This window comes from Billgrantia bachuensis (genome assembly GCF_011742165.1).
GTDB classification, from domain to species: Bacteria; Pseudomonadota; Gammaproteobacteria; order Pseudomonadales; family Halomonadaceae; genus Halomonas; species Halomonas bachuensis.
Genome location: NZ_JAAQTO010000002.1, coordinates 37818 through 60714 on the forward strand (window position 1 = coordinate 37818; position 22897 = coordinate 60714).

The window sequence follows — 22897 nt, forward strand, 5'->3', positions numbered from 1 at the left end:
GGCATCTCACCATCACTATATCGTCATACGCCGTTAGGCGACAGCGATCGCTGGCCGCTACCGCTGCTACTGGCCATTGCCGTGCTGCAATTCGGCGAGGATGCGCCTTGCCACTTCCTTGAGCCGCGGCCCCAGGTTGTCGACCATGATCGAGTGGCCGAGCCGGTGCGCGGCACCACCGCAGTTGATGGCCATGACCTCGGCGCCATCCTCGAGAATGAGCGGGGTGGCAACGGCGCTGATCTGGGATTGCCAATCACCTTCGGAAAGGCAGAAGCCATAGCGGGCATAATCTTCCTGGCTGCGCCGTATGCCCTTCTCGAGTGCGGGCCAATCGTTCCCATGCGCCTTGGCGAGTTCTACCAGCACCGCCTCGCGGCGCGCCTCCGGAAGGCCGCATAGCCAGGCTCGGCCAATTGCCGTGGTCGCCATCGGTAGCCGCGAGCCCACGTCGAGGCGCACGATCAGCGGGCCGCTGCCATGACAGCTCTCGATGTACAAGATGTCGTTCTTGTCTGCCGCCCCCAGGCTGACGTTGCAGTCCGTGGCCTCGGCAAACTGCTGCATGAAGGGGCGTGCGATTTCGCGAATGCCCTGGCTTGCCAGGAAGCGATAGCCCAGCGCCAGGATGCCCGGCCCCAGGCGGTACTTCTCCAGCCGGGTATTGTGACGCAGGTAGCCGAGCTGGGTCAGCGTGTAGGTCAAGCGTGACACCGTCGGCCGTGGAATGCCGGTGCGACTGGAGAGTTCCGCATTGCCCAGGTACTCCTCGCCGGTACCAAAAGCGCGCAGCAATTGCAGGCCTCGGGCCAGGGCAGTGACGAAGTTGCGATCCTTGGCCGGAGCCTCCTGGTCGTCTTCCAGCGGTGCGGGCTTGTTCATGGAAATTCCCTGTGGCAAACGTTTGGCGAAGTATCGCATATCGCCCCGAATCGGGTCCGTTGGCGACAGCGCCGCGGGATAACGCACGGTCGGCTAGGCATCCAGTCTCTCCAGGATACAGGCGATGCCCTGGCCGACACCGATGCACATGGTCACCAGGGCGTAGCGGCCTCCGCTCGCCTCCAGTTGACGCAGGGCGGTCAGGGCCAGGCGGGCGCCGGAGGCACCCAGCGGATGACCGATGGCGATGGCGCTGCCGTTGGCGTTGAGGCGCTCGTCCTCGGCGGCGATGCTCAACTGCTCGACGCAGCCCAGGACCTGCACGGCGAAGGCCTCGTTGATCTCGATGACGTCCATCTGCTCCAAGGCGAGTCCGGCTCGCTCCAGCGCCTTGCGACTGGCCGGGACGGGGCCCAGGCCCATCACCCGCGGCGGCACGCCGGCCACGGCGCTGGCGACGATACGCGCCCGCGGCGCGATACCGGCACGTTCACCGGCCGCCAGGCTGCCGACGATCAGCGCCGCAGCGCCGTCGTTGAGTCCCGAGGCGTTGCCGGCCGTGACCACGCCGCCCTCGAACAGCGGACCGAGCCGCGCCAGTTTGTCGACATCGGTGCCCGGGCGCGGATGCTCGTCGCGATCCACGCTCAGCGGCGGCTGCTTGCGGCCCTGAGGAACCTCGACGGTGAGCAGCTCGTTGTCATAGAACCCGCGGGCCTGGGCCGCGGCGTAGCGCGCTTGGGAGCGTGCGGCGAAGGCATCGCTGGCGTCGCGCCCGATGCCGAGCTCATGGGCCACGTTGTCGGCGGTCTCCGGCATGCTGTGGCTACCGTACTCGCGGACGATCCAGGGGTTGGGAAAGCGCGAGCCGATCACGGTGTCATACATCGGCTGGTTTCGGGCGAAGGGTGACTCGGCCTTGCCCAGCACATAGGGCGCGCGGGACATCGACTCGACTCCGCCGGCGAGGAACAGCTCACCCTCGCCGAGGCGCGTGGCGCGGGCGGCGTCGATTACCGCCGCCAGGCCGCTGCCGCACAGCCGGTTGACTGTCTGAGCCGCGATCTCCACCGGCAAGCCGGCCACCAGTCCGGCATGGCGAGCCACGTTGCGCGAGTCCTCGCCGGCCTGATTGGTGCAGCCGGCCAGCACTTCCTCGTAGGCCTCGGCAGCGAAGGCGTTGCGCTCAACGAGTGCCTTGAGCACGTGACCCAGCAGGTCGTCGGGACGGATCCCTGCCAGGCTGCCGCCATGCCGGCCGAAGGGGGTGCGCAGGCCATCGAAGATATAGGCGTCTTGCATGAAGAGTCTCCTTGGATGCCTCAAGCCGACGTCAGCGGCAGGCCGAGACTGGCACGGCGGCGCAGCCAGGGGCTGGCGCGATAGCGCGGATCGCCGGTGGCAGCCAGCATGTTGTCGAGAACGGTGAGGATGCGGCGACTGCCATAGTGGTCGCCCATGGCTAGCGGCCCGTAGGGGTAGCCGAGCCCCAGTTCCACGGCGCGATCGATGGTCGTCGGCTCGGCCACGCCCTGCTGGGCGATCTCGCTGCCGACGTTGACGATGCAGGCCACCACGCGCTGCAGCACGAACCCGTTGCTGTCGTCCAAGGCACTGACCGGCGTGTCGTCGTGGCCAAGCAGAGCCATGGCGGCGTCGCGGTATTCCGTGTGGGTAGTCGGCGTGGTCATCAGCGAGCGGCGCTTGTCGAGACCGGCCAGCATGTCTACGGCCACGCAGCGCTCGGCCGGCAGGCCCAGGCGCAGGGCGCAGCCGGTGGCATCCTCGCCCAACGGGGCGAGCAGACACAGCGCATCCTGAGAGGGGGCCTCGCCGTTCTCCAGCGGCCAATCGGCAGCTTGCACCAGAGTGACCAGCGCCTGCCGAGCATCCGTCTCCTCGGCGCCGATCCATACCGGTCGCGGATCGGCCTCGGGCAGTGGCGGCTCCTCGGGCACCTGCGGCTTGCCGTCGACGTAGCGGTAGAAGCCTTCGCCGCTCTTGCGCCCGAGCAGGCCGGCGGTCAGCCGCTGGCGGGTCAGTGGCGAAGGGCGAAAACGCGGTTCTTCATAGTACTGGTGATAAATCGACTCCATCACCGCATGGGAGACGTCGAGCCCGGTGAGGTCGAGCAGGGCGAACGGCCCCATGCGAAAGCCGCCCTGATCGACCAGGATGCGGTCGATGGTGGCGGGGTTGGTGACCCTTTCGCCGAGGATGCGTAGCGCCTCGGTGCCGTAGGCGCGACCGGCGTGGTTGACCAGGAACCCCGGCGTATCGGTGGCACGGGCGGTGAAGTGGCCCATCGCATGGCCCAGCGCCTCGACGTTGTCGGCCACATCATCAGCGGTGCGCAGCCCCGGAATCACCTCGACGATCTTCATCAGCGGCACGGGATTGAAGAAGTGGAAGCCGATCACCCGTTCAGGGTGGCGGCAGGCCGAGGCGATGGCAGTCACCGAAAGCGAGGAGGTATTGGTGGCCAGTACCGCACGGTCGTCGAGTATCTCCTCGAGCTCGGTGAAGAGAGCCTGCTTGGCCTCGAGCTTCTCGACGATGGCCTCGACGACGATGTCGCACTCGGCAAGCTCAGCAAGACTGGTGGCTCCCTTCAGGCTGGACCGATAGAGCTCGGCATCGGCTTCGCTCAAGCGCTGCTTTTCTACGCCGCGTGACCACATGCCTCCGATGAATTCCTGGGCTTCGGCTACGGCCCCTTCGCGCAGGTCGTGGAGATAGACGGTCAAGCCGGCCTGGGCGGCGATCTGGGCGATACCCCGGCCCATGGCGCCAGTGCCGACGATACCCAGCGTATGGAAGGGGGAGCGGGGCGGCGATATGCCATTCGACATGATGACGTCCTCTCTGGTCGTGTTTTTGTTTCGCATAGCAAAACATGATTTTGTTTTATTGACCGCCATCCTAGGCTATGCAACAGTGCCTGACAATAAAAAGCGATCTTTCGTTCTGCTATGCGAAATTTGGGCAGATGAAGCCCGACATTTCAAGGCCCCGGCCAGGATTCGCCTGCCACTTCGTGAGGACATGCCATGATTCGCGATCCCGAACTGCTCGATCAGCTCATCGATACCATTTCCCGCTTCGTGCGCGAGCGCTTGATTCCCAATGAAGCGCGGCTGGCGGATGAGGACGCCGTACCGACCGAGCTGCTGGTGGAAATGAAGGAAATCGGCCTGTTCGGTTTGTCGATACCCGAGGAGTTCGGTGGTCTGGGCCTGACCATGGAGGAGGAGGCGCTGGTGGCGATGGAACTCGGCAAGACCTCGCCGGCCTTCCGCTCGGTCTTCGGCACCAACAATGGTATCGGCGCCCAGGGCATCCTGATCGACGGAACGCCGGAGCAGAAGGCCAGGTACGTGCCGCGCCTGGCCACCGGCGAGCTACTCAGCGCCTTTTGCCTCACCGAGCCCGATTCCGGCTCCGATGCCGCCAGTCTGCGTACCACTGCAGTACGCGACGGCGACCATTATGTGCTCAACGGCACCAAGCGCTTCATCACCAACGGCCCCGAAGCCGACGTCTTCACGGTGATGGCGCGAACCGACCCGAGCAACAAGGGCGCCGGTGGCATCACTGCCTTCATCGTCGAAGGCGATACCCCGGGGCTCAAGCGCGGGCCGGCCGACAAGAAGATGGGCCAGAAGGGCGCGCACACCTGTGACATCATCTTCGAGGACTGCCGGGTGCCGGCCGCAAACATTATCGGCGGACGCGAAGGGCAGGGCTTCAAGACCGCGATGAAGGTGCTCGACCGCGGCCGTCTGCATATCTCGGCGGTGTGCGTGGGCGTAGCCGAACGGCTGGTCGAGGAGTCGCTCAACTACGCCATCGAACGCAAGCAGTTCGGCGTGCCGCTGGCCGAGCATCAGCTGGTCCAGGCGATGCTCGCCGACAGCAAGACCGAGGCCTATGCCGGCCGTAGCATGGTGCTCGATGCCGCGCGGCGCAAGGACACCGGCGAGAACGTATCGACGCTGGCGTCCTGCTGCAAGCTGTTCTGCGCCGAGATGGTGGGGCGCGTCGCCGACCGTGCGGTGCAGGTGCATGGCGGCGCCGGCTATATTGCCGAATACGCGGTGGAACGCTTCTACCGTGACGTGCGCCTGTTCCGCATCTATGAAGGCACCACCCAGATCCAGCAACTGGTGATCGCCCGCAACATGGTGCGGGAGGTGAGCTGATGGCTCTCGAAGGTGGGCTGACGGCTCTCTCGGCGCCACGTCGGGCGCCGGACGAGAAGATCTTCGGTCGCTTGGCGAGCAACCTGGTGGCCGAGCTGCCCGAGCGACTCAGCACCCGGGTGCTGGACAACGCCGAGCGCCTGGCCGGCCAGCCGGCGCTGGTCGACGGCGAGGTGCGCTGGAGCTATGCCGAACTGGGACGCGAGATCCGTGCCGCCGCCGAGTGGCTCGACACGCTGGGCATCCGTCCCGGCGATCGCATCATGACGGTGAGCGAAAACGGCCGGGCCCAGGTCGTGCTGCTGCTGGCGGCCAGCGAGCGCAACGTGTGGGTAGCCATCGTCAATTCACGGCTCTCGGCCCAGGAAGTCGACGCCATCCGCAACAACTGCCAGCCGCGCCGGGTGTTCTATACCAGCGAGGCCTCGTCAGACGCCGAGTCCCATGGCGAGCGGCACGGCGCCGAGGCGTTCGAGCATCCGTCGCTGGGCCGGCTGCGGCTGGCGCCACTGGCTGATGTCGATCCCGAGCCGGTCGCGGCCAGCGGTGCCGACCAGGTCGCGGCGATGATCTATACCTCGGGCACCACCGGCACGCCCAAGGGCGTGATGCTGACCCATCGGGGCATCCTGTATATCGCCTCGCTCTCAGGCGGCATGCGGCATCTCGGCGAGGGCGAACGGGTCTATGCCGTGTTGCCGATGTCGCACGTGTTCGGCCTGTCGTCGGTGTGCCTAGGCTCGCTCTACAACGGCGCCTGCCTCTACACCGTGCCGCGCTTCGACGCCGCCGTCATGCTCGAGACGCTGGAGCGTGAGCGCATCACCGTGCTGCAGGGCGTGCCGGCGATGTTCGCGCGCACACTGGAATTCCTGCGTCGCGAGGAGCGATCGCTCGTCGCTCCCGCGCTGCGCTACATCTCGGCCGGCGGCTCACCACTCGACGGCGATCTCAAGCGCCGGGTCGAGGCGCTGTTCGGCCTCACCCTGCACAACGGCTACGGTCTCACCGAGGCGAGCCCGACCATCAGCCAGACCCGCATCGACGATCGCTTCGACAGCAATACCGTGGGGCGCATACTGCCGCTGCTGGAGTATCGCCTCGAACCGCTGGGTGATGCCGGCGAGGACGAACCGGACCATGCAGGAGTCGGTGAGCTGTGGGTGCGTGGTCCCAACGTGATGAAAGGGTATTTTCGCCAGCCGGCGGCGACGCGCGCCTGCCTCACCGAAGAGGGGTGGCTGAACACCGGCGACATCGCCCGCTTCGATGAAAACGGGCAACTCTATATCGTCGGTCGCAGCAAGGAGCTGATCATCCGCTCCGGTTTCAATATCTATCCGCCCGACGTCGAGGCGGTGATCAACGAACACCCCGACGTCACCCTGTCGGCGGTAGTGGGGCGCCAGGTGGACGGCAACGAAGAGGTGGTCGCCTTCGTCCAGTGCGAGCCCGGCGCCCGCGTCGAGGTGAGTGAGCTAAAGGCTTTCATCGCCGAGCGCCTGGCCCCGTACAAGCGGCCCACGCAACTGGTGCTGATGGATGCGCTGCCGGCCACCGCCAGCGGCAAGATCCTCAAGGGTCGCCTGCGCGAACTAGCCAGCCGGGAGGGCACGGCATGAGCGAGCTTTCTCACCCGCCGACGATGGGCTATTTCGAACTGCTCGGCATGCGCGTGGTGGAGTGGTCGGAGGGCATCGCCGTGGTCGAGCTGGTGGCGGACGAGCGCCATCTCAATCGCAGCGGTATCGTGCATGGCGGCGTGCTCGGCTCCATGCTCGACAGCGCGCTCAGTCTGGCCGGGCTTCATTGCGAGATACCTGGGCGAGTGCGTCGCGGCATGACGCTTTCGCTTGCGACCACCTTCGTCGGACCCGCCGGTCCCGGCGTGCTGCGGGCCACCGGCAGGGTGCGTGGCGGCGGACGCAAGGTCTACATGGCCAGCGGCGAAATCATCGATGCCCAGGGTCAGCTGCTGGCGATGGCCGAAGGTGCGTTTCGGCGCCGCAGCGGCAGCGAGTCACCCGAGGGCATTGCCGAGTGACAGCGGCGCGTCAGCGCACCGGCCTGCTGGCGCTGGTCACGCTGGCTACCCTGGCCCACCTCGTTTCCGGCAGCATCGTCCCGCAAGCCGTTGGCGTGCTTGCGCTGTTGGCCTACCTGGTCTCCCTGCGGGGCAGATTGACGGCCATAGCCCGTGCTCTGCTCGTTGCAGCCGCGGTGATGACGCTGGCCGCGTTATGGCACGCCGATGCCCCCGGTCGGTTGCTTTTCGAGGCCGCCGGCCGCTTCGCCTTCTTTGCCACCTTCGTGGTGGCGCTGAGCCTGCTGCGCCTGCCGGCCTATCGTTCACGGCTCGTGCGCCGCTGCGGCCGGGCCATGCTGCTGCAGCCCCCGGGGCGCCGCTATCCGATTCTTTCCATCGGCTCCGCCCTGTTCGGTGTCATTCTCAACATCGGCGTGCTCAATCTGTTCGCCGCGATGATCGAGAAGAGCAATACCCTGGTGGCGGCCCAAGGCCGTGCCTGGGTCCAGCAGGCGCGACAGCGGCGGATGATGCTGGCCTTGCTGCGCGGCTTCGCCCTGGCACCCTTGATCTCGCCGATGGGCATCGGGGTAGCGGTAGTGCTCTCCAACTTGCCCGAGCTGCGCTGGCTCGACCTGGCGCCCTACGTGATCGGGGCCGCCCTGGTCATCTTCCTGGTAGGGTGGGGTATCGACCACTTCACTGGCCCGCATCCCGTCGCCCGCAAGGCGGCGCTGCCCGCACCGTCCCTGGCACCGCTCGGTCGGTTTTGCCTGCTGCTGGTGGGGATCGTCTCACTGGTGTTTCTGCTGGCATGGGCGCTAGACGTCCGCTTGCCCATTGCCGCCTTGCTCGGGGCGCCGCTTGGCGCACTGGCCTGGTTGGCCTGGCAGCGCCGTCGGCTGGGTGCGCTGGGGATTCCCGCGGCATTCGTCAGCCTGCAGCGCCAACTGCCCTGGCTGCTGACGCCCAGCGCCAACGAAGTGGTGGTGCTGGGCGCGGCGGGGTACCTGGGCCATCTGTGCGTCAGCCTGATCGATGTAGAGAGCCTGGGGCCGCTCATGGCGTTGTTGGGTTCCCTGGGCGCGGCGAACGCCGTGCTGGCCATGCTGATGGTGGTCGTGCTCGCCCAGGTGGGGATCAATCCGATCGTTACCGTCACCCTGCTGGTCGGACTGCTCCCCACGCTGCCCATTGACGGCCTGTCGCCCGCCATAACGGGGGCCTCCCTGATGGTAGGGTGGGCGCTGGCCTTGATGTCATCGCCGATGACGGCCTCGATGTTGATCCTGTCGCGCTTCACCGGCGTGGCATCGACCCGCATCGGCTATCGTTGGAATGCGCGTTTCCTGCTGGCCTGCATTCCGCTGTTGTCGGCCTGGTTTCTGATTGCACCATGGTGATGGGGTCTTGCCCGATGCCTCCGAGTGCCTTCAGGCACGCTCGCTATCAAGGCGCAAGATGGCCTGGCGGTGGGGTCCGCCCAGGTGGCGCGGGTAGCCGAGTGCCTCGATGGCGAGCAGGTCGATATCGCTCTCGCGGTAGGCCCAGCCGCGCTCGGCCAGCATCAGGCTCGCCGCCTCCATCGCCGCGTGTGGGTTGACGCCATCGTCGCGGGCCGCGCTGCTCAGAGTGGCCAACAGGCTGCCTTGGCGGCTCACCACGACTGCCTGGCGTAGCGCCTTCAGCGCGTTGGCCGTGGCCTGCTGCTGCGTGGCGTCGGCGCGCAGCGCGACCAGCTCCGCCAGGCCAGCTGCATCAGGCGTGACCAAGGCCAGGTCGGCGTCGATGGAATCGAGGTCGGCCGCCTCCACGCTCGACAGCAGGGCGATGTGCAGGCAGTGGGCGGGACAGGCCGGAGCGGCTCCGGGGGCAACGATGCAGGCTTGAGTATCTCCATCGGGGTGCTCGGTAAGCTTGATGCCGGCGCGCTCGGCGGCGCCCCGCAGGCGGGCGAATAGCGGATGCTCACCGAGCAGGGCGATGCAGGTCGGCTCGGGCGCCTCGCCGGCGCCGGGCACCTTGTGCGGGGAGCGGGCAGCGAAGAAGGCGTGAATCAACCCGGCGCGCTGGGGCGAATCCATGCAGGCAAGGAACAGCTCGCGCTCGCGGCGCAGGCCGTCGGCGAGGCTTCCTTCGCTGCTCGCGGCGATGGCGTCGATACAGCGGAAGGGCGAGAAGAGCTCCGGCACCTCGGCCATAAGCTTCGCACGATAGCGTTCGACAGCCTCGTGATCGGCCGCGGGTGGCGGAAGTTCGCCGGTGACGCGCGGCGTTCGCCTGCCGTCGAGCACGTCGCGTGCCGCTGCCAGCCCAGCCTCGATCGGATCGTCGACTTCGAGCACGGCATCGACGATACCGAGCTTGAGCGCCTCGTCGGTGGAGGCGAACCGCCCGCTGGTAATCAGGTCCAGCGCCGCCTCGATGCCGGCGAGCCGTGGCAGGCGCTGGGTGCCGCCGGCGCCGGGCAGCAGCCCCAGCTTGACCTCGGGCAGGCCGACCTTGGTGCCGGGCAGCGCCACGCGTAGCTGGCAGCCCAGCGCCACCTCGAGCCCGCCGCCGAGCGGCGTGCCGTGCAGGGCGGCGACGATGGGCTTGGCGCTGGCTTCGAGGTGGGCGATCACCTCGGGCAGGATCGGCGCCTGGGGTGGTTTGCCGAACTCGCGGATGTCGGCACCGGCAATGAAGGTGCGGCCGCGGGCGACGAGCACCAGGACGCGGGCCTCGGTGTCCTCGTTGCCCTGGGCGACGGCCTCCACCAGGCCTTGGCGCACGGCCTGGCCCAGGGCGTTGACCGGTGGATTGTCGATGGCGATCACGCCGATGTCGCCGTGACGATGGTAGCTGACGGGAGACGTCATGCGGTTCCTCATGAATCGATGGGTGAGGTCAGACGCGACGCGCGTTGCCCGGCCCGGCGCTGGCTCCAGCGAGACAGCACGACGGCGGGAATGAGGGCGGCCAGCGCGATGGCGAACAGCTCAAGCTGGGAGAGCGGTACCATGCCGCCGCCCGGCAGGGCAAGCATGAGGCCGGCCAGCAGTACCAGGGCGCGCGCAATGCACTCCGAGACGATGCCGGTACCCAACCGACCCACCCCGATCAAATAGCCCTGCATGGCCGAGGCGAACAGCACGATGCCCACCAGCGCCTGGACGAATACCAGGCCGATCTGGAGCGGCTCGCCCTGCATGATCAGCGCCGGGTTGAGCACGAACAGGAACGGGATGAAGTAGATCACGCTGCCCAGGCGCATGGCCTGCAGGCCGGTAGCCATGGGGCGCGCGCCGGCCACGGTGGCGGCGGCGAAGGCGCCGAGCGCGACGGGAGGCGTGATGAAGCTGAGCATGCCCCAGTAGAGGATGAACATGTGCACCGCCATGGGATCGAGCCCGCCGCCCTGGATCAGAGCGGGTGCCAGCGCCACGGCAAGGAAGATGTAGGCGGCGGTGACGGTCATGCCGATACCCAGCACGAAGCTGGTCAGCGCGCCCATGATCAGCAGCAGCGGCACGCTGCCCCCGGCGATATGAATGAAGTCGTTGGCGATGGTGCCGGATAGCCCGGTCATCGACAGTGCGCCGACCAACATGCCGACGCCGGCGAGGATGGCGACCAGTTCGGCGAACAGCTTGGCCGCCGAGGAGAGCGATTCGCCTAGCTCGCGCAGCCCCCAGCGGTTACGGGGAGAGAACTGGTTGAGCACCAGCAGCAGGGCAGTGGCGTAGAACGGTGCCACGGCTTCGCGCTGCATGATCAACAGCATCCACACGAGCAGGGCGAAGACGAAGATGAAATACCACCCCTGCTTGAGGGTATGCCACAGGGAAGGCAGTTCCTCGGCGGGCAGGCCCTTGATGTCGTGGCGCGCGGCGTAGGCATCGATCTGGATGAACAGACCGAGAAAATAGAGGATCGAGGGAATGACCGCGGCCAGCGCCACGGCGGCGTAGGGTACGTCGAGGAACATCGCCATGACGAAGGCGGTGGCGCCCATGACGGGGGGCATCAACACCCCGCCGGTGGAGGCGCAGGCCTCGACGCCGCCGGCGAACGAGCGGCCCATGCCGATGCGGCGCATGGCGGGAATCGTCAGCACGCCGGTGGTCAGTACGTTGCTGATCACGCTGCCGCTCATCGAGCCCATCAGCCCGCTGGAGAAGATCGAGACCTTGGCGGGCCCGCCACGCACGTGGCCCAGCAGGGCGAAAGCGAGGTCGATGAAGAACTTGCCGCCACCGCTCTTCTGCAGCACCACGCCGAAGAGCAGAAAGCCGATCACCAGGCCGGCGAAGGCCTGCAGCGGTACCCCCATGATGCTCTCGGTGCTCATGGTGTGGTACATGGCGGTCTGCTCCAGGGTGGAAGGAAACGCCTGGATCGGCCCGGGCACTATGTCCGCCACCAGTGGGTAGAGCGAGAACGTCGCGGCGATCACGGCGATGGGCCAGCCCCCGGCGCGACGAGCCGCCTCGATGATCAGCAGCCACCAGGCATAGCTGGCGATGATCGCGGCGTCGGGAGCGGCAAAGGCCCAGCCGCGCTCGAGGATAGACTCGGCGTGATAGACGAAATAGCCACCCACGATCAGCGTCAAAAGGCTCAGCGCATAGTCGTACCACGGCACCGGACGGTACTGTCGCGACGAGGTGATCGGCCACAGCAGATAGACCAGCGGCAGCAGCAGAGCCACCACGGCATAATAGAATTGGGTCTCCAGGCCGGTAACGAAGCGCAGCCAGCCAAGATTGAACAGGTAATCCAGGGTCATCATCATCAGCGCCACCGTCACGGCGCCGGGAAGCCAGCGCAGGACGGTGGGCAGCGGGCGCACGTGGGTGACCTTTTCCTTGAGCTGGCTTGATGACTCGGGGGGCGAGGGGGCGGTGGTCATGGCGGCGTCCGTGAATCGGAAGAAGGGCGGCGACGCCGCCCCGAGGTCAGGCTTCTACCTGCAGACTCAGATCACTCGAAGACCGGATCGAAGCCGGCATCGGTGAGCGCCTGTGCGCGGGCCTGCATCCAGGCGTCGCGGAACTCTTCTTCATCGTCGGGAGCACCCTCGAGGAAGGTGTTCCACGTATCGAGCAGCAGCTCCTGGCGCTCGATCAGAGAGTCCTGGTGGGCCTGCATCTCGTCGGTCCACTCGCCGATCTCCTTGTAGTATTCGACCACGGCATCATGGAAGGGCAGCACCCAAGTCAGGTCCTGATGCTCGAAGGCGTAGCCCACGGCACCCGGTGCGGCATCCTTGTACTCTTCGTAGTTCTCCTGCAGCGCCTTGATCAGACCGTAGGCCACCTTGTCGTCGAGATCCTGGTTGGCCACCACGATCGGATAGGGGTAACTGGCGCTGGGCACGGGGTTGTCGGCGCTGACATCGCCGGCCCCGGCGGTCACTTCGTGAGGCTGGAAGTATGGGGCTACCGCCAGCATGCGCTCCCAGCCATCGGCGTCGTCGGGGTCGAGCACCGGCCAGCTGATTCCTCTAGGGCTGCTGGCGAGCTGCTGGGCGGGTGGTGTCACGGTGGTGGTGAAGGAAGCATCCACGTCGCCGGCAATGATGCCATCGAAGGATCGCGCATAGCCGGGATAGTCGACGCGTTCCACGTCGTCCCACGTCAGGCCGCCGAAGGCCAGGTAGGCTTCGGTACCCTTGTTGAGGGCATCATCGCCGCGAATGTAGGCGATGCGCTTGCCGGCGAGGTCCGCCGGCGTTTCCACGCCAAGATCTCCGGCCACGGCCAGCGACAGGCCGAAGGAGGCGGTGGAGGTGGTGATCACTCGGATGGGCTGCGGCCCCCAGTCGCGGTCGGCGAACATGAGCACGCCCTCGGCGCCGTAGTAACTGGCGATACCGCAGGCGCACAGATCGACGCGCCCCTGCTTCAGCGGGGTCATGCGCGACACGTCGTTGTCACCGGGCAGGACGCGGACAGAGGTGCCGTATTGATTCTGCAACATGTTGCCGATGGCCACCGCCTGAGCATAGCCGCTGGAGTTGGTTCCGTAAGCGGTCCAGGCCATGGTACCGGGCAGTTCGATCTCGTTGGCCTGGACCACGCTGGCAGAGAGCAGCGAGAGCGGAAGTGCGGCAAGAACGAGAGAACGGGACAGCTGGCGCATGGGTGGCTCCTGTGCTGTTGAAGTGATTGTTGTTTTGCTATGCGGTATTCAGTTCCGAAAACTGCATTCGATACTAGGAACCCCCGGCGACGGTGTCAACGCATGCTCACCGTTGAGATGTGACTTGCTTTTCGCAGTGCGGAATCAGGCTTGGTGAAAATTAAAAACAAGAAGTAAAAGAGGATGTTGTCGAAAGTCAGGCTGGTCAGGAAAACGAAACCTTCGACCATGGTATGACGGCTCGATTATTCCGGAGGGCGAGAGAGCTCGCGCCAGGCGGCATAGCTGCTGAGGAAAACCCGCCCGGTCATGTCGTCGAGAAAGTCGCTGCGCTTGAGCTGGTCCATGACCGGCCCCTTCACCTCGGCCAGGTGCAGCATGACGCGTGAGTCATTGAGACGGGCATTGATGGCATCCAGGCTCTCGAGGGCCGAGGCGTCGATCAGGTTTACCGCCGAGCAGATCAGTACTACGTGCTCGAGTTCGGGCCGCGTTGCCACCAGGTCGTAGACGGTATCCTCCAGGTATCGGGCATTGGCGAAGTAGAGGCTCTCGTCGATGCGCAGCAGCGCTAGGTGACTGGCGGTCTCGGTGTCGTGACGCTCGACGTTGCGGAAGTGCTCGGTGCCCGAAATCCGTCCCACCAGCGCGCTGTGGGGGCGGCTGGTGCGGTAGAGGAACAGACCGATGGAGAGCGTGACGCCGCCAAGAATGCCGGCTTCGACGCCCTCGACCAGGGTCAGCAGGATGGTGAGGGCCATGGCCGAGAAATCGCTGCGTGAATAGCGCCAGGTCTGGCGAATCATGGGTACGTCGATCAGGGTGATGATCGACACCGTGATGGTAGCCGCGAGGGTGGCAATGGGTAGGTAATGGAGCGCAGGAGTGAGGAACAGCGTCACCGCTCCAATACCGAACATGGCGAACAGGCCGGCCAACGGCGTCTGCGCGCCGGCGTCATGGTTGATTACCGTCCGCGTCAGGCCACCGCTGACGGGCATGCCGGCCGTGAATGCCGCCGCCAGATTGGTGCCGCCAAGAGCCAGCAGCTCCTGGTTGGGCGAGATGCGCTCACGCCGACGAGCGGCAAGCATCTGGCCCATGGACACGGACTCGACGAAGCCGACGATGCTGATCAGTAGCGCCGGTACCAGCAGGGCCTGCCACAGTGTGGCATCGAAGCCGGGTAGGGTCAGCGGTGGCAGGCCCTGTGGGATGTCGCCGATCACGGTCACGCCGCGCTGCTCGAGCCCCCAGTGCCATGTTGCCAGCGTGGTAACCAGCACGGCGAAGACTGGCCCGGCCCGGGTCAGCAGGTCGGCCAGTTGTCCGGACAGACCGAGCCGACGCAGGCTGGCTCGGCCGAACTGGCGCATCAGCAACAGGAAGAGAAGGCTCCCCAGGCCGATGGCTAGGGTGGGCAAGTGCAGTTGGGGAAAATTCTGTACCAGCTCCGCCAAGCGCGGCAGCAGTTCCCGGGCGGCCAGCTCGATGCCGAGCAGGTGGCCGATTTGACTGGCGGCGATGAGGATGCCCGAGGCCGAGAGGAAGCCGCCGATCACCGGGTGACTGAGGAAATTGGCCACGAAGCCCATGCGCAGCAGCCCCATGATGATCAGGATGGCACCCGACAGCAGGGAGAGCACCAGCGCGGCTTGCAGATACTCATTCGTGCCCGGCGTGGCAACGCCGGAGAGTGCCGCACCGGTCATCAGCGCGATGATGGCGACCGGCCCTACGGCCAGGGTGCGACTGGTGCCGAGCAATGCGTAGGCCAGCGCCGGAAGCAGGCTGGCATAGAGCCCGACGACGGCCGGCAGGCCGGCGAGTACGGCATAAGCCAAGGACTGTGGTATCACCATTACGGTGACGATGAAACCTGCCAACAGATCGGCAGCGCCGAGGCGGCGGTTGTAGTGAGGCAGCCAGGTGAGGATCGGCAGGTAGCGTTTGAGCATCCCGTCTCTTCGCGTCAGGGTGGGAGAGTGACCAGACTAAACGATATTGGTGGATGGGTTGAGTCTTGGTTAGCATCGGTTGATATAAAACCCGAACGATTCGTCAACCTCACAGGACACGCCATGAAGCCCGAGACCATCGCTCTGCACCACGGCTACGCCCCCAATGACCAGCACGCCGTGGCGGTACCGATTCATCAAACCACCTCGTTCTCCTTCGACAGCGCCCAGCATGCCGCCGACCTGTTCGACCTCAAGGTCGAAGGAAACATCTATTCACGCATCATGAATCCGACATGTGCCGTACTCGAGCAGCGTATCGCTGCGCTGGAGGGCGGGATTGCCGGTCTGGCGGTGGCCTCGGGCATGGCTGCGATCACCTATGCGATCCAGACCATCGCCGAGGCCGGCGACAACATCGTCTCGATCAGCGAGCTATATGGCGGCACCTACAACCTCTTTGCTCACACGCTGCCGCGACAGGGCATCGAGGTGCGTTTCGCCGACAAGGACGATATCGACGGCATCGAGTCGCTGATCGATGCACGCACCAAGGCGGTATTCTGCGAGAGCGTCGGCAATCCCTCCGGCAGCGTGGTCGACATGGCAAGGCTGACGGAGGTCGCCCATCGCCACGGTGTGCCCGTGATCGTCGACAATACTGTGCCCACGCCTTTCCTGTGGCGGCCGATCGAGCACGGTGCCGATATCGTCATCCACTCCGCGACCAAGTACATCGGCGGGCACGGCACGACAGTGGGTGGGGTGATCGTCGATTCAGGCAAGTTTCCTTGGGCCGATCAACCGCAACGCTTCCCGCTGCTCAACGAGCCGGACGTTTCCTATCATGGTGTGAGCTATACCCGAGACGTGGGCGAGGCGGCCTTTATCGCCCGGGCTCGGGTGGTGCCGCTGCGCAACATGGGGGCGGCACTCTCCGCCCAGGCGGCGTGGAACCTGCTGCAGGGGCTGGAAACGCTGGCACTGCGCATCGAGCGCATTTGCGACAACGCTCAGCGAGTGGCCGAATACCTGGAAGGGCACCCGTCGGTCACCTGGGTGCAGTATGCCGGGCTTCCGGGCCACAAGGATCATGCCTTGGCCCATCGCTACATGGATGGGCACGCCTCGGGCATTCTCAGCTTCGGCATTCAGGGTGGTCGCGATGCAGGGGCGCGCTTCTACGATGCTTTGAACATGATCCTGCGCCTGGTAAACATCGGCGACGCCAAGACCTGTTCATCGATTCCGGCCTCGACCACTCACCGCCAACTGAGTGACGACGAACTCGTCGCCGCCGGCGTGACGCCCGATATGGTGCGGCTCTCTATCGGTATCGAGCACGTCGATGACATCATTGCCGACCTGGAGCAGGCACTGGCTGCCAGCCAGAGCTGAGAATCCGCTGGCGTCTCGCAGCGGGAGACGTCCGGCGTTGCAGTTGCATCGTATCGAAGAGGAGAGCGCGCTGGCCAAAGAGGCACTATCGGCCACTCGAGATAGGACTTGAGTAGCGCTTTCGTCTGTCAGGCGAAAGTGGTGATGCGAACTTCGCTTACATAAAGTTAATCTTCGCAGACACCTATAACAAAGAGACGACACGCATGCGGATACTGATGCTCCTGCTGGCCGCGGTTGCGCTTGCCGCCGGCTTTTTGATCGGCTACCGAGGCGGCGCCGAATGGCAGGCGCTCCTCTCCGTGGGGTTGGCGTCGCTCGCGGGTGCAATGCTCGCGTTGAGTGGTCTGGCCGCGATCTATCGCGCGAGTGCCGCTTCATTGGCCAACGACCGTTTCCATGTCTGGCTACCCGCTTCCCGCGACTATCTCTCGCTGCGGCGCATGGCGCATGGCCTGATTCGTCAGGCCAGCACCACGGCGATCGCTTCCGCCGAGGTTTCTCACCATGCCGATCGAATGGACCAGCGCCTGGAGCGGCAGGAGCAGACCGTTCGCGAAGCCTCCTCGAGCATGGCGGCAATCACCTCGGCGATCGAGCAGGTTGCGGCCAGCGCTTCCAACGTGGCCACACTGGCCAGCCGCTCGCGTGATGCCAGCCATGTCAGTCGCGAGTCGTTGGGACAGGTGATCGATGAAATGCAAGCCTTGGCCGAGCGCTCCGAAGAGGCGCTGGAACTGCTCAACATATTGAGCCAGAAGGCGGACAGCGTGCGTCACGTGACCTCGCTGATCGAAGAGATTGCCGAGCAGACCAATCTACTTTCCCTCAATGCCTCGATCGAAGCCGCCCGGGCCGGCGAGCATGGACGAGGCTTTGCGGTGGTGGCCGGTGAGGTGCGTCAGCTCGCTGGGCGTACTGCCGATGCCACGCGCAACGTCGAAGCGCTGGTGGGGGATATCGGCGACAGCAGCCATCGCGTGGTCGATACCATCGGGCATCTGATGCAGCGCGTTGGCGACCGGGCCAAGGAGATGAGCAAGGTCGGCGAGCAACTTACCGAGATGACGGGCCATTTCGATCAGGTGGAAGGCGAGATTCGCTCCATCGCCGAGTCCATGGAGGATACCAACCGGCACTCCCAGCGCGTGGCCGGTACCCTGGGCACGCTGGAGGAGGACGCCGAGCAGGGCAATCGCGACATGCACGGCCTGGCGAGCCAGGCTCGTGCCCTGATGGAGGGCGCCGAAGCCGTCGATGCGGCACTCGCCCAGCAGCGCCTCGAAGGTCGCCATCAACAGATGTTCGAGGCCGCACGACAAGCGGCAATCAAGATCGGCGCGATGCTCGATTCAGCGCTCAAGCATGGCGAACTGGACGAGCAGACTCTCTTTCATGCCCAGTACACGCCAATTCCGGGAACCAACCCGGTGCAGTACGAGACCGGTTTCGTGCATTACACCGACGAGAACTTCCCGGCCGTGCAGGAGCCGCTGCTGGAGCGATTGGGCGTGGCTTATGCCATCGGTATCGACCGCCGCGGCTACATTCCTACGCATAACGTACAAAGCAGCAAGCCGCCTACCGGTGACTACGAGCACGACCTGAAGTTCTGTCGCAACCGGCGCATCTATGAAGATACCACCGGTCAACGCTGCGGAACCCACGAGCAGACATTGCTATTGCAGACCTACAAGCGCGACACCGGCGAGATCATGCACGACCTCTCCGTCCCCATCTACGTGGGTGGCAAGCACTGGGGCGGGTTCCGTGTCGGCTACAAGCCCGAGACGGCGTAACCCTTCGAGCGCTGGCGCGGTTTCGCCGTGTCAGCGCTGCTCTGGCGCTGATGCGGTGCCGGCTGGCGCCAATGGCGAGCGTGTCCGGGTACTCCAGGCCGACCAGGAGTAGAGCGCCAGGCTAGCCCAGATCAGTACAAAGGTGGCTAGCTGCACCGGCGAGAGCGGCTCGTGAAACACCAACAGTGCGATGAAGAACTGGATGGAGGGGTTGAGGTACATCAGGAACCCCAGCGTAGCGAGACGCAGGCGTCGAGCCGCCCCGGCGAAGGCCAGCAACGGCAAGGCAGTGATCACACCGCTTGCCACCAGCAGCAGCGACACGCGAAACCCGCCCAGGAAGTGTGAGAGGTCGTTTGCGCTGAGCCAGGCGAGAGCCATCAACCCTAGCGGCAGCAACAGCAGGGTTTCCACGAAGAGACCTGAGAGCCCGTCGAGAGGTACCTGCTTGCGCAGCAGGCCATAGGTGCCGAAGCTCAGCGCCAGCGTCAGACTGATCCAGGGCAGCTCACCCAGCAACATCAGCTGGATGGCGATGGCCATGCCGGCCAGCAAGACGGCAATGCGCTGCAGCCCGGCCATGGCCTCGCGCAGCACCAGCATGCCCAGTGCAACGTTGACCAAGGGCGTGAGGAAGTAGCCGAGGCTGGCCTGGAACACCTGACGGGTCTCGACGGCATAGATATAGAGCCCCCAGTTGATAGCGATCAGCACGGCGCAGCCAAGCACACGGCCCAGGCGCCTGGGCTGGGTGAATGCCTTGCGGATGGGAGCCCAGCGCTTGAGCAGAGTGACCAGCCCGACCAGGAACAGGCACGACCAGATGATGCGATGTATCAGCACCTCGTAGGCGGGTATGCCTTCGAACAAGGCAAAGAACAGGGGAAAGCAGCCCCACATGACGTAGGCGGCCAGACCGAAGCCGACGCCACGTGCGGCTTCGCGATCACTCATGAACTGCAGGGACATGCCGGTCACTCTGAAGAATTAAGGCTACAATTTAGCAGCCTATTGAACTCGGCTCCATGGTCCCGGCGTCGTTTCGCAAGCGCGCAAGCAGGCTGACGTCTTTGCCAGCCTGAGTTAGGCTGATGCGATAGACGAGTAACCGCAAGGGAACCACTCCATGAGCGATTTGCGTACGACCCTGGTCCAGTGCGACCTGCGCTGGGAAGATCCTCAGGCCAACTGTCGCATGCTCGAAGAACAACTGGGCGAGCTCGATGGTGGCGAGACCGATCTCATCGTGCTGCCCGAAATGTTCTCCACCGGCTTTACCATGAACTCCCGCGAGATGGCCGAGCCCATGGAGCAAAGCCGCGCCGCTGCATGGCTGACCGAACAGGCATGCAAGCGCAAGTGCGTCGTGACCGGTAGTGTGGCGATCGTCGAGGATGGCCGCTACTACAACCGCCTGATCTGGGCGAGACCGGACGGCAGCCGGGTCTGCTACGACAAGCGGCACCTGTTCCGCATGGCCGGCGAGCATGAACGCTACTCCATGGGCCACGACCGGGTAATCGTGACGCTGAAGGGATTCCGCATCCTGCTCAGCGTCTGCTACGACCTGCGTTTCCCGGTATGGATGCGCCAGAGCCCAGGGCCCGACGAGCACTTCGAGTACGATGCTCTGCTGTGCGTCGCCAACTGGCCGGCGCCACGGCGACATCCATGGCGAATCCTGCTGCAAGCACGGGCGATCGAGAACCTGTGCCCAGTCATCGGCGTCAACCGCGTCGGCGAGGATGCCAATGGGATGCGCTACTCCGGTGACTCCATGCTGGTGGATTACAAAGGCGAAGCGATCATCGACGAGCCGCGCGATACCGTATTCATCAAGACCGGAACGCTTTCCCGCGCCGACCTCGATGCCTTCCGCGAGAAATTTCCCGCCTGGCGCGACGCCGACCATTTCACGCTAGCCGTCGGAGTCGGGTACTGATGCGCCTTGACCGCTTTCTGGCGGAAACCACGCAACTGACTCGCAGTCTGGCCAAGAAGGCGCTGCATCGCGGTGAAGTCAGCGTCAACGGAGTGGTCATCAAGCAACCAGCCAGCCAAGTGGAAGTGACCGACCGAGTGGAGTGGGACGGGCAGCCGCTGGCTTTGGTCGGCCTGCGCTACGTGATGCTCAACAAACCAGCCGACGTTGAGTGCAGCGCCCGGCGCGGGCTCTATCCTCGCGCCGTCGACCTCATCGATCTGCCCAAGGCCGAGCGCCTGCAGACGGTGGGGCGGCTCGACGTCGATACCACCGGGTTGGTGCTGCTAACCGACGATGGCCAGTGGTCGCACCGGGTGAGCTCACCGCGCAAGCGCTGCGCCAAGGTTTATCTCGCCACCTTGGCCGAACCGCTCGCAGACGAGGCATTGGCCGCCGCCGCCCAGCACTTCGCCGAGGGAATGCTGCTCGAGGGGGAGGATAAACCGACGCTACCTGCAGAACTGGTGATGCGGAGCAGCTACGAGGCCGAGCTGACCCTGTACGAAGGACGTTATCATCAGGTCAAGCGCATGTTTGCCGCCATCGGCAATCACGTCACGATGCTGCATCGCGAATCGGTGGGGCCGCTGTCGCTAGGGAATCTAGCTGTGGGGGAGTGGCGCGAGTTGAGCGACGATGAGGTGGCGATGTTTACTTGAGTCAGGTGGACGGCTCATAGGTTTCGCTACGGTCTCGGCCACGATGTTTGGCCCGGTAGAGTGCCTGATCGGCCAGGCGAATCAATTCGATCGGGTCGTCGGCATGTGCCGGATAGTTGGCGATGCCGCAGGAGAGGCTGACGCAGCCGAGCACTTCGCCGCCATGAAGAAAGCGTTGCCGACGCATGGAGTCCAGTAATCGCTCGACCGCTTCGCTGGCCTGCTGTGCCGTGGCGCCAGGCATTACCACGACAAACTCCTCGCCACCCAGGCGGCAGACAACGTCGGCCTCGCGGAAGTGTTCGCCGATCAGCCGTGCCGAATCCACCAGTACCGCGTCGCCGGCCTCGTGCCCGTACAGGTCATTGAAATGCTTGAAATGATCGATATCGAGCATAACCAGGGTCAACGTCGAGCCGCGCCGGGCGATGGCCGCCTCATGAGCGAAGAACTCGTCGAAGTGACGGCGGTTCTTCAAGCCGGTCAGAGGGTCTTGATAGGAGAATGCCCGCAGCTGTTCGACCATGTGCTGCAGATCCTGTGTGCGATCGGCAACCTGTCGTTCGAGGTGCTGGTTCAGCTCGACCAGTTCTCGCTGAGTAAGGGCGTAGTGGCGCAGTGAAATCGCCACTATGGCGAGACTGAAGCCCAGTGCACCCAGGCTGACCGGAATTCGTTGCCACGGCAGCAGGCCATGGGCAACCGCCATGTCGAGCAGCAACAACAAGGCGAACAGGCCATAGGCCGCGATGATCAGCCGCTGCTCTCCGTTGAGCTGCTTGAGGCGTGTGGCGATGAGGACGAACAGCACCGGCAAGCTGATGGCCAAGAGAGCATCGTAAGGTGGAAAGGTGCTGGAGAGGTTGATGACGCCACTCAGGGCCAGGCCCAGAGCCAGCGTCAGGTAGCCAAGGTGAAGTTGCCACAGGCGCCGAATCCAGCGCGAATGATGGTTCGAGAACCAGGATTCGAGCAAGAGGCCGATGCCCACCGGAAGTGCGTAGTACCCAGCCGCCGCCAGATAGTTCCATAACAGCGGGGTCGCCATCAGCAGCTGGCTGGCCTGGGTCTCGGCCAGGATCATCACGCCCGAGGCGAGCGAAAAGAGCCCAATACCGACAAAAGTCTGGCGGCGCTGGTGAATCATCGCAAAGCCTCCGGCCAAGAGTGCAAGCAATAGGCAGAAGGCGCTGACCATCAGGTCGGTTGCCGAGCGATTCATGATCATGGCGAAGAACTCGGGACGGTCCATCAGACGGACTTCACCCCACAGTCCGATATCGGTGTAGTTGGAGTAGACCCGGAAGGTGAGCTGGCGACCGGCGAAGTTCTCGGGCAGGCTGATCGCATGCCAGGGCCAGCCGATGAAAGGTCCTTCGCCACGAGCGTCGAAAGTACCGTGTTGGTAGATCAGTTCGGTATCCAGATAGGCTTGGGCAATCAGGTCGATGCTGTAGATATAAAGAATCGGGTCACGCCAATTACCCTCGGGCAGGGTGATTCGAAACCACACATGTCGATTCCCTTCGCGGCCGGGTGGGTTGGAGGGGAAGTCGATGGGTTGCCAGTTAGCCGCCGTTCCTGATTCGACGAGCCACGCCGGTGTGCCGTCGTCGAGCCGAGGTGAGTCCCCCCAGCGATATTCCCAGCCCGCTTCGAGATCCACGGGCGATGCAGTCGCTACGACAGGTAACGTGAACAACACCAGTAGCGCGGATAGCCGCAGCAGGTGGACAAGACAGCTCATGTGAGGCGTTACCACTATCCATGACGGGCACGAGGCCCAAGTATAAGGTAAAGGCGACTGCAGAGCGCGTTCGGCATTCTTAGGTCCTTCAATGATTTATACCGTTATCTTTTTTT

The 22897-nt window shown here is 64.7% G+C and carries 17 protein-coding genes; 8 read left to right on the forward strand and 9 right to left on the reverse strand.

All coding sequences use genetic code 11. The annotated features are described in order from the left end of the window. Nucleotides 1-66: 66 nt before the first annotated feature. The 3 genes from HBJ55_RS00415 to HBJ55_RS00425 all read right to left on the reverse strand — a co-directional run bounded on the left by HBJ55_RS00415 (nt 67) and on the right by HBJ55_RS00425 (nt 3734). Complete coding sequence (locus tag HBJ55_RS00415; protein ID WP_167109910.1) at nt 67-882, reverse strand: IclR family transcriptional regulator; 816 nt, start codon at nt 880-882, stop codon at nt 67-69. A gap of 93 nt (nt 883-975) precedes the next feature. Next, nucleotides 976-2184 (reverse strand): 3-oxoadipyl-CoA thiolase, encoded by a 1209-nt coding sequence (locus HBJ55_RS00420; protein ID WP_167109912.1) that lies wholly within the window; start codon nt 2182-2184, stop codon nt 976-978. A gap of 20 nt (nt 2185-2204) precedes the next feature. Next, nucleotides 2205-3734, reverse strand: a complete 1530-nt coding sequence (locus HBJ55_RS00425) for a 3-hydroxyacyl-CoA dehydrogenase (RefSeq protein WP_167109914.1) — start codon at nt 3732-3734, stop codon at nt 2205-2207. A gap of 198 nt (nt 3735-3932) precedes the next feature. On the opposite strand from HBJ55_RS00425, the gene HBJ55_RS00430 reads away from it, so the two are divergent. From HBJ55_RS00430 to HBJ55_RS00445, 4 genes are read left to right on the forward strand one after another with little or no spacing between them, the layout of a single operon-like run. Beyond that, nucleotides 3933-5084, forward strand: coding sequence for an acyl-CoA dehydrogenase family protein (locus HBJ55_RS00430; RefSeq protein ID WP_167109916.1), 1152 nt, complete (start codon nt 3933-3935; stop codon nt 5082-5084). Beyond that, on the forward strand, nt 5084-6706 hold the full coding sequence (locus tag HBJ55_RS00435) for a class I adenylate-forming enzyme family protein (RefSeq protein WP_167109918.1): 1623 nt from the start codon (nt 5084-5086) through the stop codon (nt 6704-6706). Before HBJ55_RS00430 ends, HBJ55_RS00435 begins: the two co-directional genes overlap by 1 nt. After that, nucleotides 6703-7128: a PaaI family thioesterase gene (locus tag HBJ55_RS00440; RefSeq protein ID WP_167109920.1), complete on the forward strand. Its 426-nt coding sequence runs from the start codon at nt 6703-6705 to the stop codon at nt 7126-7128. The genes HBJ55_RS00435 and HBJ55_RS00440 overlap by 4 nt, the downstream gene beginning before the upstream one ends. Next, entirely contained in the window at nt 7125-8513 is a 1389-nt protein-coding gene (locus tag HBJ55_RS00445; protein WP_167109922.1) for a hypothetical protein, read from the forward strand. The genes HBJ55_RS00440 and HBJ55_RS00445 overlap by 4 nt, the downstream gene beginning before the upstream one ends. 30 nt (nt 8514-8543) lie before the next feature. Here the strand turns inward: HBJ55_RS00445 and HBJ55_RS00450 are convergent, their stop codons facing one another. The 4 genes from HBJ55_RS00450 to HBJ55_RS00465 form a co-directional block, all read right to left on the reverse strand. Then, complete coding sequence (locus HBJ55_RS00450) at nt 8544-9971, reverse strand: enoyl-CoA hydratase/isomerase family protein (protein ID WP_167109924.1); 1428 nt, start codon at nt 9969-9971, stop codon at nt 8544-8546. An 8-nt stretch (nt 9972-9979) separates the two neighbouring features. After that, nucleotides 9980-12004: a TRAP transporter permease gene (locus tag HBJ55_RS00455; RefSeq protein WP_167109926.1), complete on the reverse strand. Its 2025-nt coding sequence runs from the start codon at nt 12002-12004 to the stop codon at nt 9980-9982. Nucleotides 12005-12075: 71 nt separating this feature from the next. Further along, nucleotides 12076-13236, reverse strand: a complete 1161-nt coding sequence (locus HBJ55_RS00460; protein WP_167109928.1) for a TAXI family TRAP transporter solute-binding subunit — start codon at nt 13234-13236, stop codon at nt 12076-12078. A gap of 245 nt (nt 13237-13481) precedes the next feature. Then, entirely contained in the window at nt 13482-15194 is a 1713-nt protein-coding gene (locus tag HBJ55_RS00465; RefSeq protein WP_167109930.1) for a SulP family inorganic anion transporter, read from the reverse strand. 123 nt (nt 15195-15317) lie between these two features. Here HBJ55_RS00465 and HBJ55_RS00470 point away from each other — a divergent pair, with 123 nt between their 5' ends. Together HBJ55_RS00470 and HBJ55_RS00475 are read left to right on the forward strand one after the other, a co-directional pair. Continuing rightward, nucleotides 15318-16592 (forward strand): O-acetylhomoserine aminocarboxypropyltransferase/cysteine synthase family protein, encoded by a 1275-nt coding sequence (locus HBJ55_RS00470; protein WP_167109933.1) that lies wholly within the window; start codon nt 15318-15320, stop codon nt 16590-16592. A 206-nt stretch (nt 16593-16798) separates the two neighbouring features. Further along, a complete protein-coding gene (locus HBJ55_RS00475; protein WP_240935928.1) occupies nt 16799-18391 on the forward strand; it encodes a methyl-accepting chemotaxis protein in 1593 nt (530 codons plus the stop codon). Between the two features lie 30 nt (nt 18392-18421). Here the strand turns inward: HBJ55_RS00475 and rarD are convergent, their stop codons facing one another. Next, a complete protein-coding gene (rarD, locus tag HBJ55_RS00480; protein ID WP_167109935.1) occupies nt 18422-19360 on the reverse strand; it encodes an EamA family transporter RarD in 939 nt (312 codons plus the stop codon). A gap of 157 nt (nt 19361-19517) precedes the next feature. Here rarD and HBJ55_RS00485 point away from each other — a divergent pair, with 157 nt between their 5' ends. Together HBJ55_RS00485 and HBJ55_RS00490 are read left to right on the forward strand one after the other, a co-directional pair. Beyond that, complete coding sequence (locus HBJ55_RS00485; RefSeq protein WP_167109937.1) at nt 19518-20333, forward strand: amidohydrolase; 816 nt, start codon at nt 19518-19520, stop codon at nt 20331-20333. After that, nucleotides 20333-21034 carry a pseudouridine synthase gene (locus tag HBJ55_RS00490; protein WP_167109939.1) on the forward strand — a complete coding sequence of 234 codons (702 nt, stop codon included), beginning with the start codon at nt 20333-20335 and terminating at the stop codon, nt 21032-21034. Before HBJ55_RS00485 ends, HBJ55_RS00490 begins: the two co-directional genes overlap by 1 nt. Before the next feature lies 1 nt (nt 21035). On the opposite strand, the gene HBJ55_RS00495 is transcribed toward HBJ55_RS00490, so the two are convergent. After that, nucleotides 21036-22781, reverse strand: coding sequence for a GGDEF domain-containing protein (locus tag HBJ55_RS00495; protein ID WP_167109941.1), 1746 nt, complete (start codon nt 22779-22781; stop codon nt 21036-21038). Between the last annotated feature and the right edge of the window lie 116 nt (nt 22782-22897).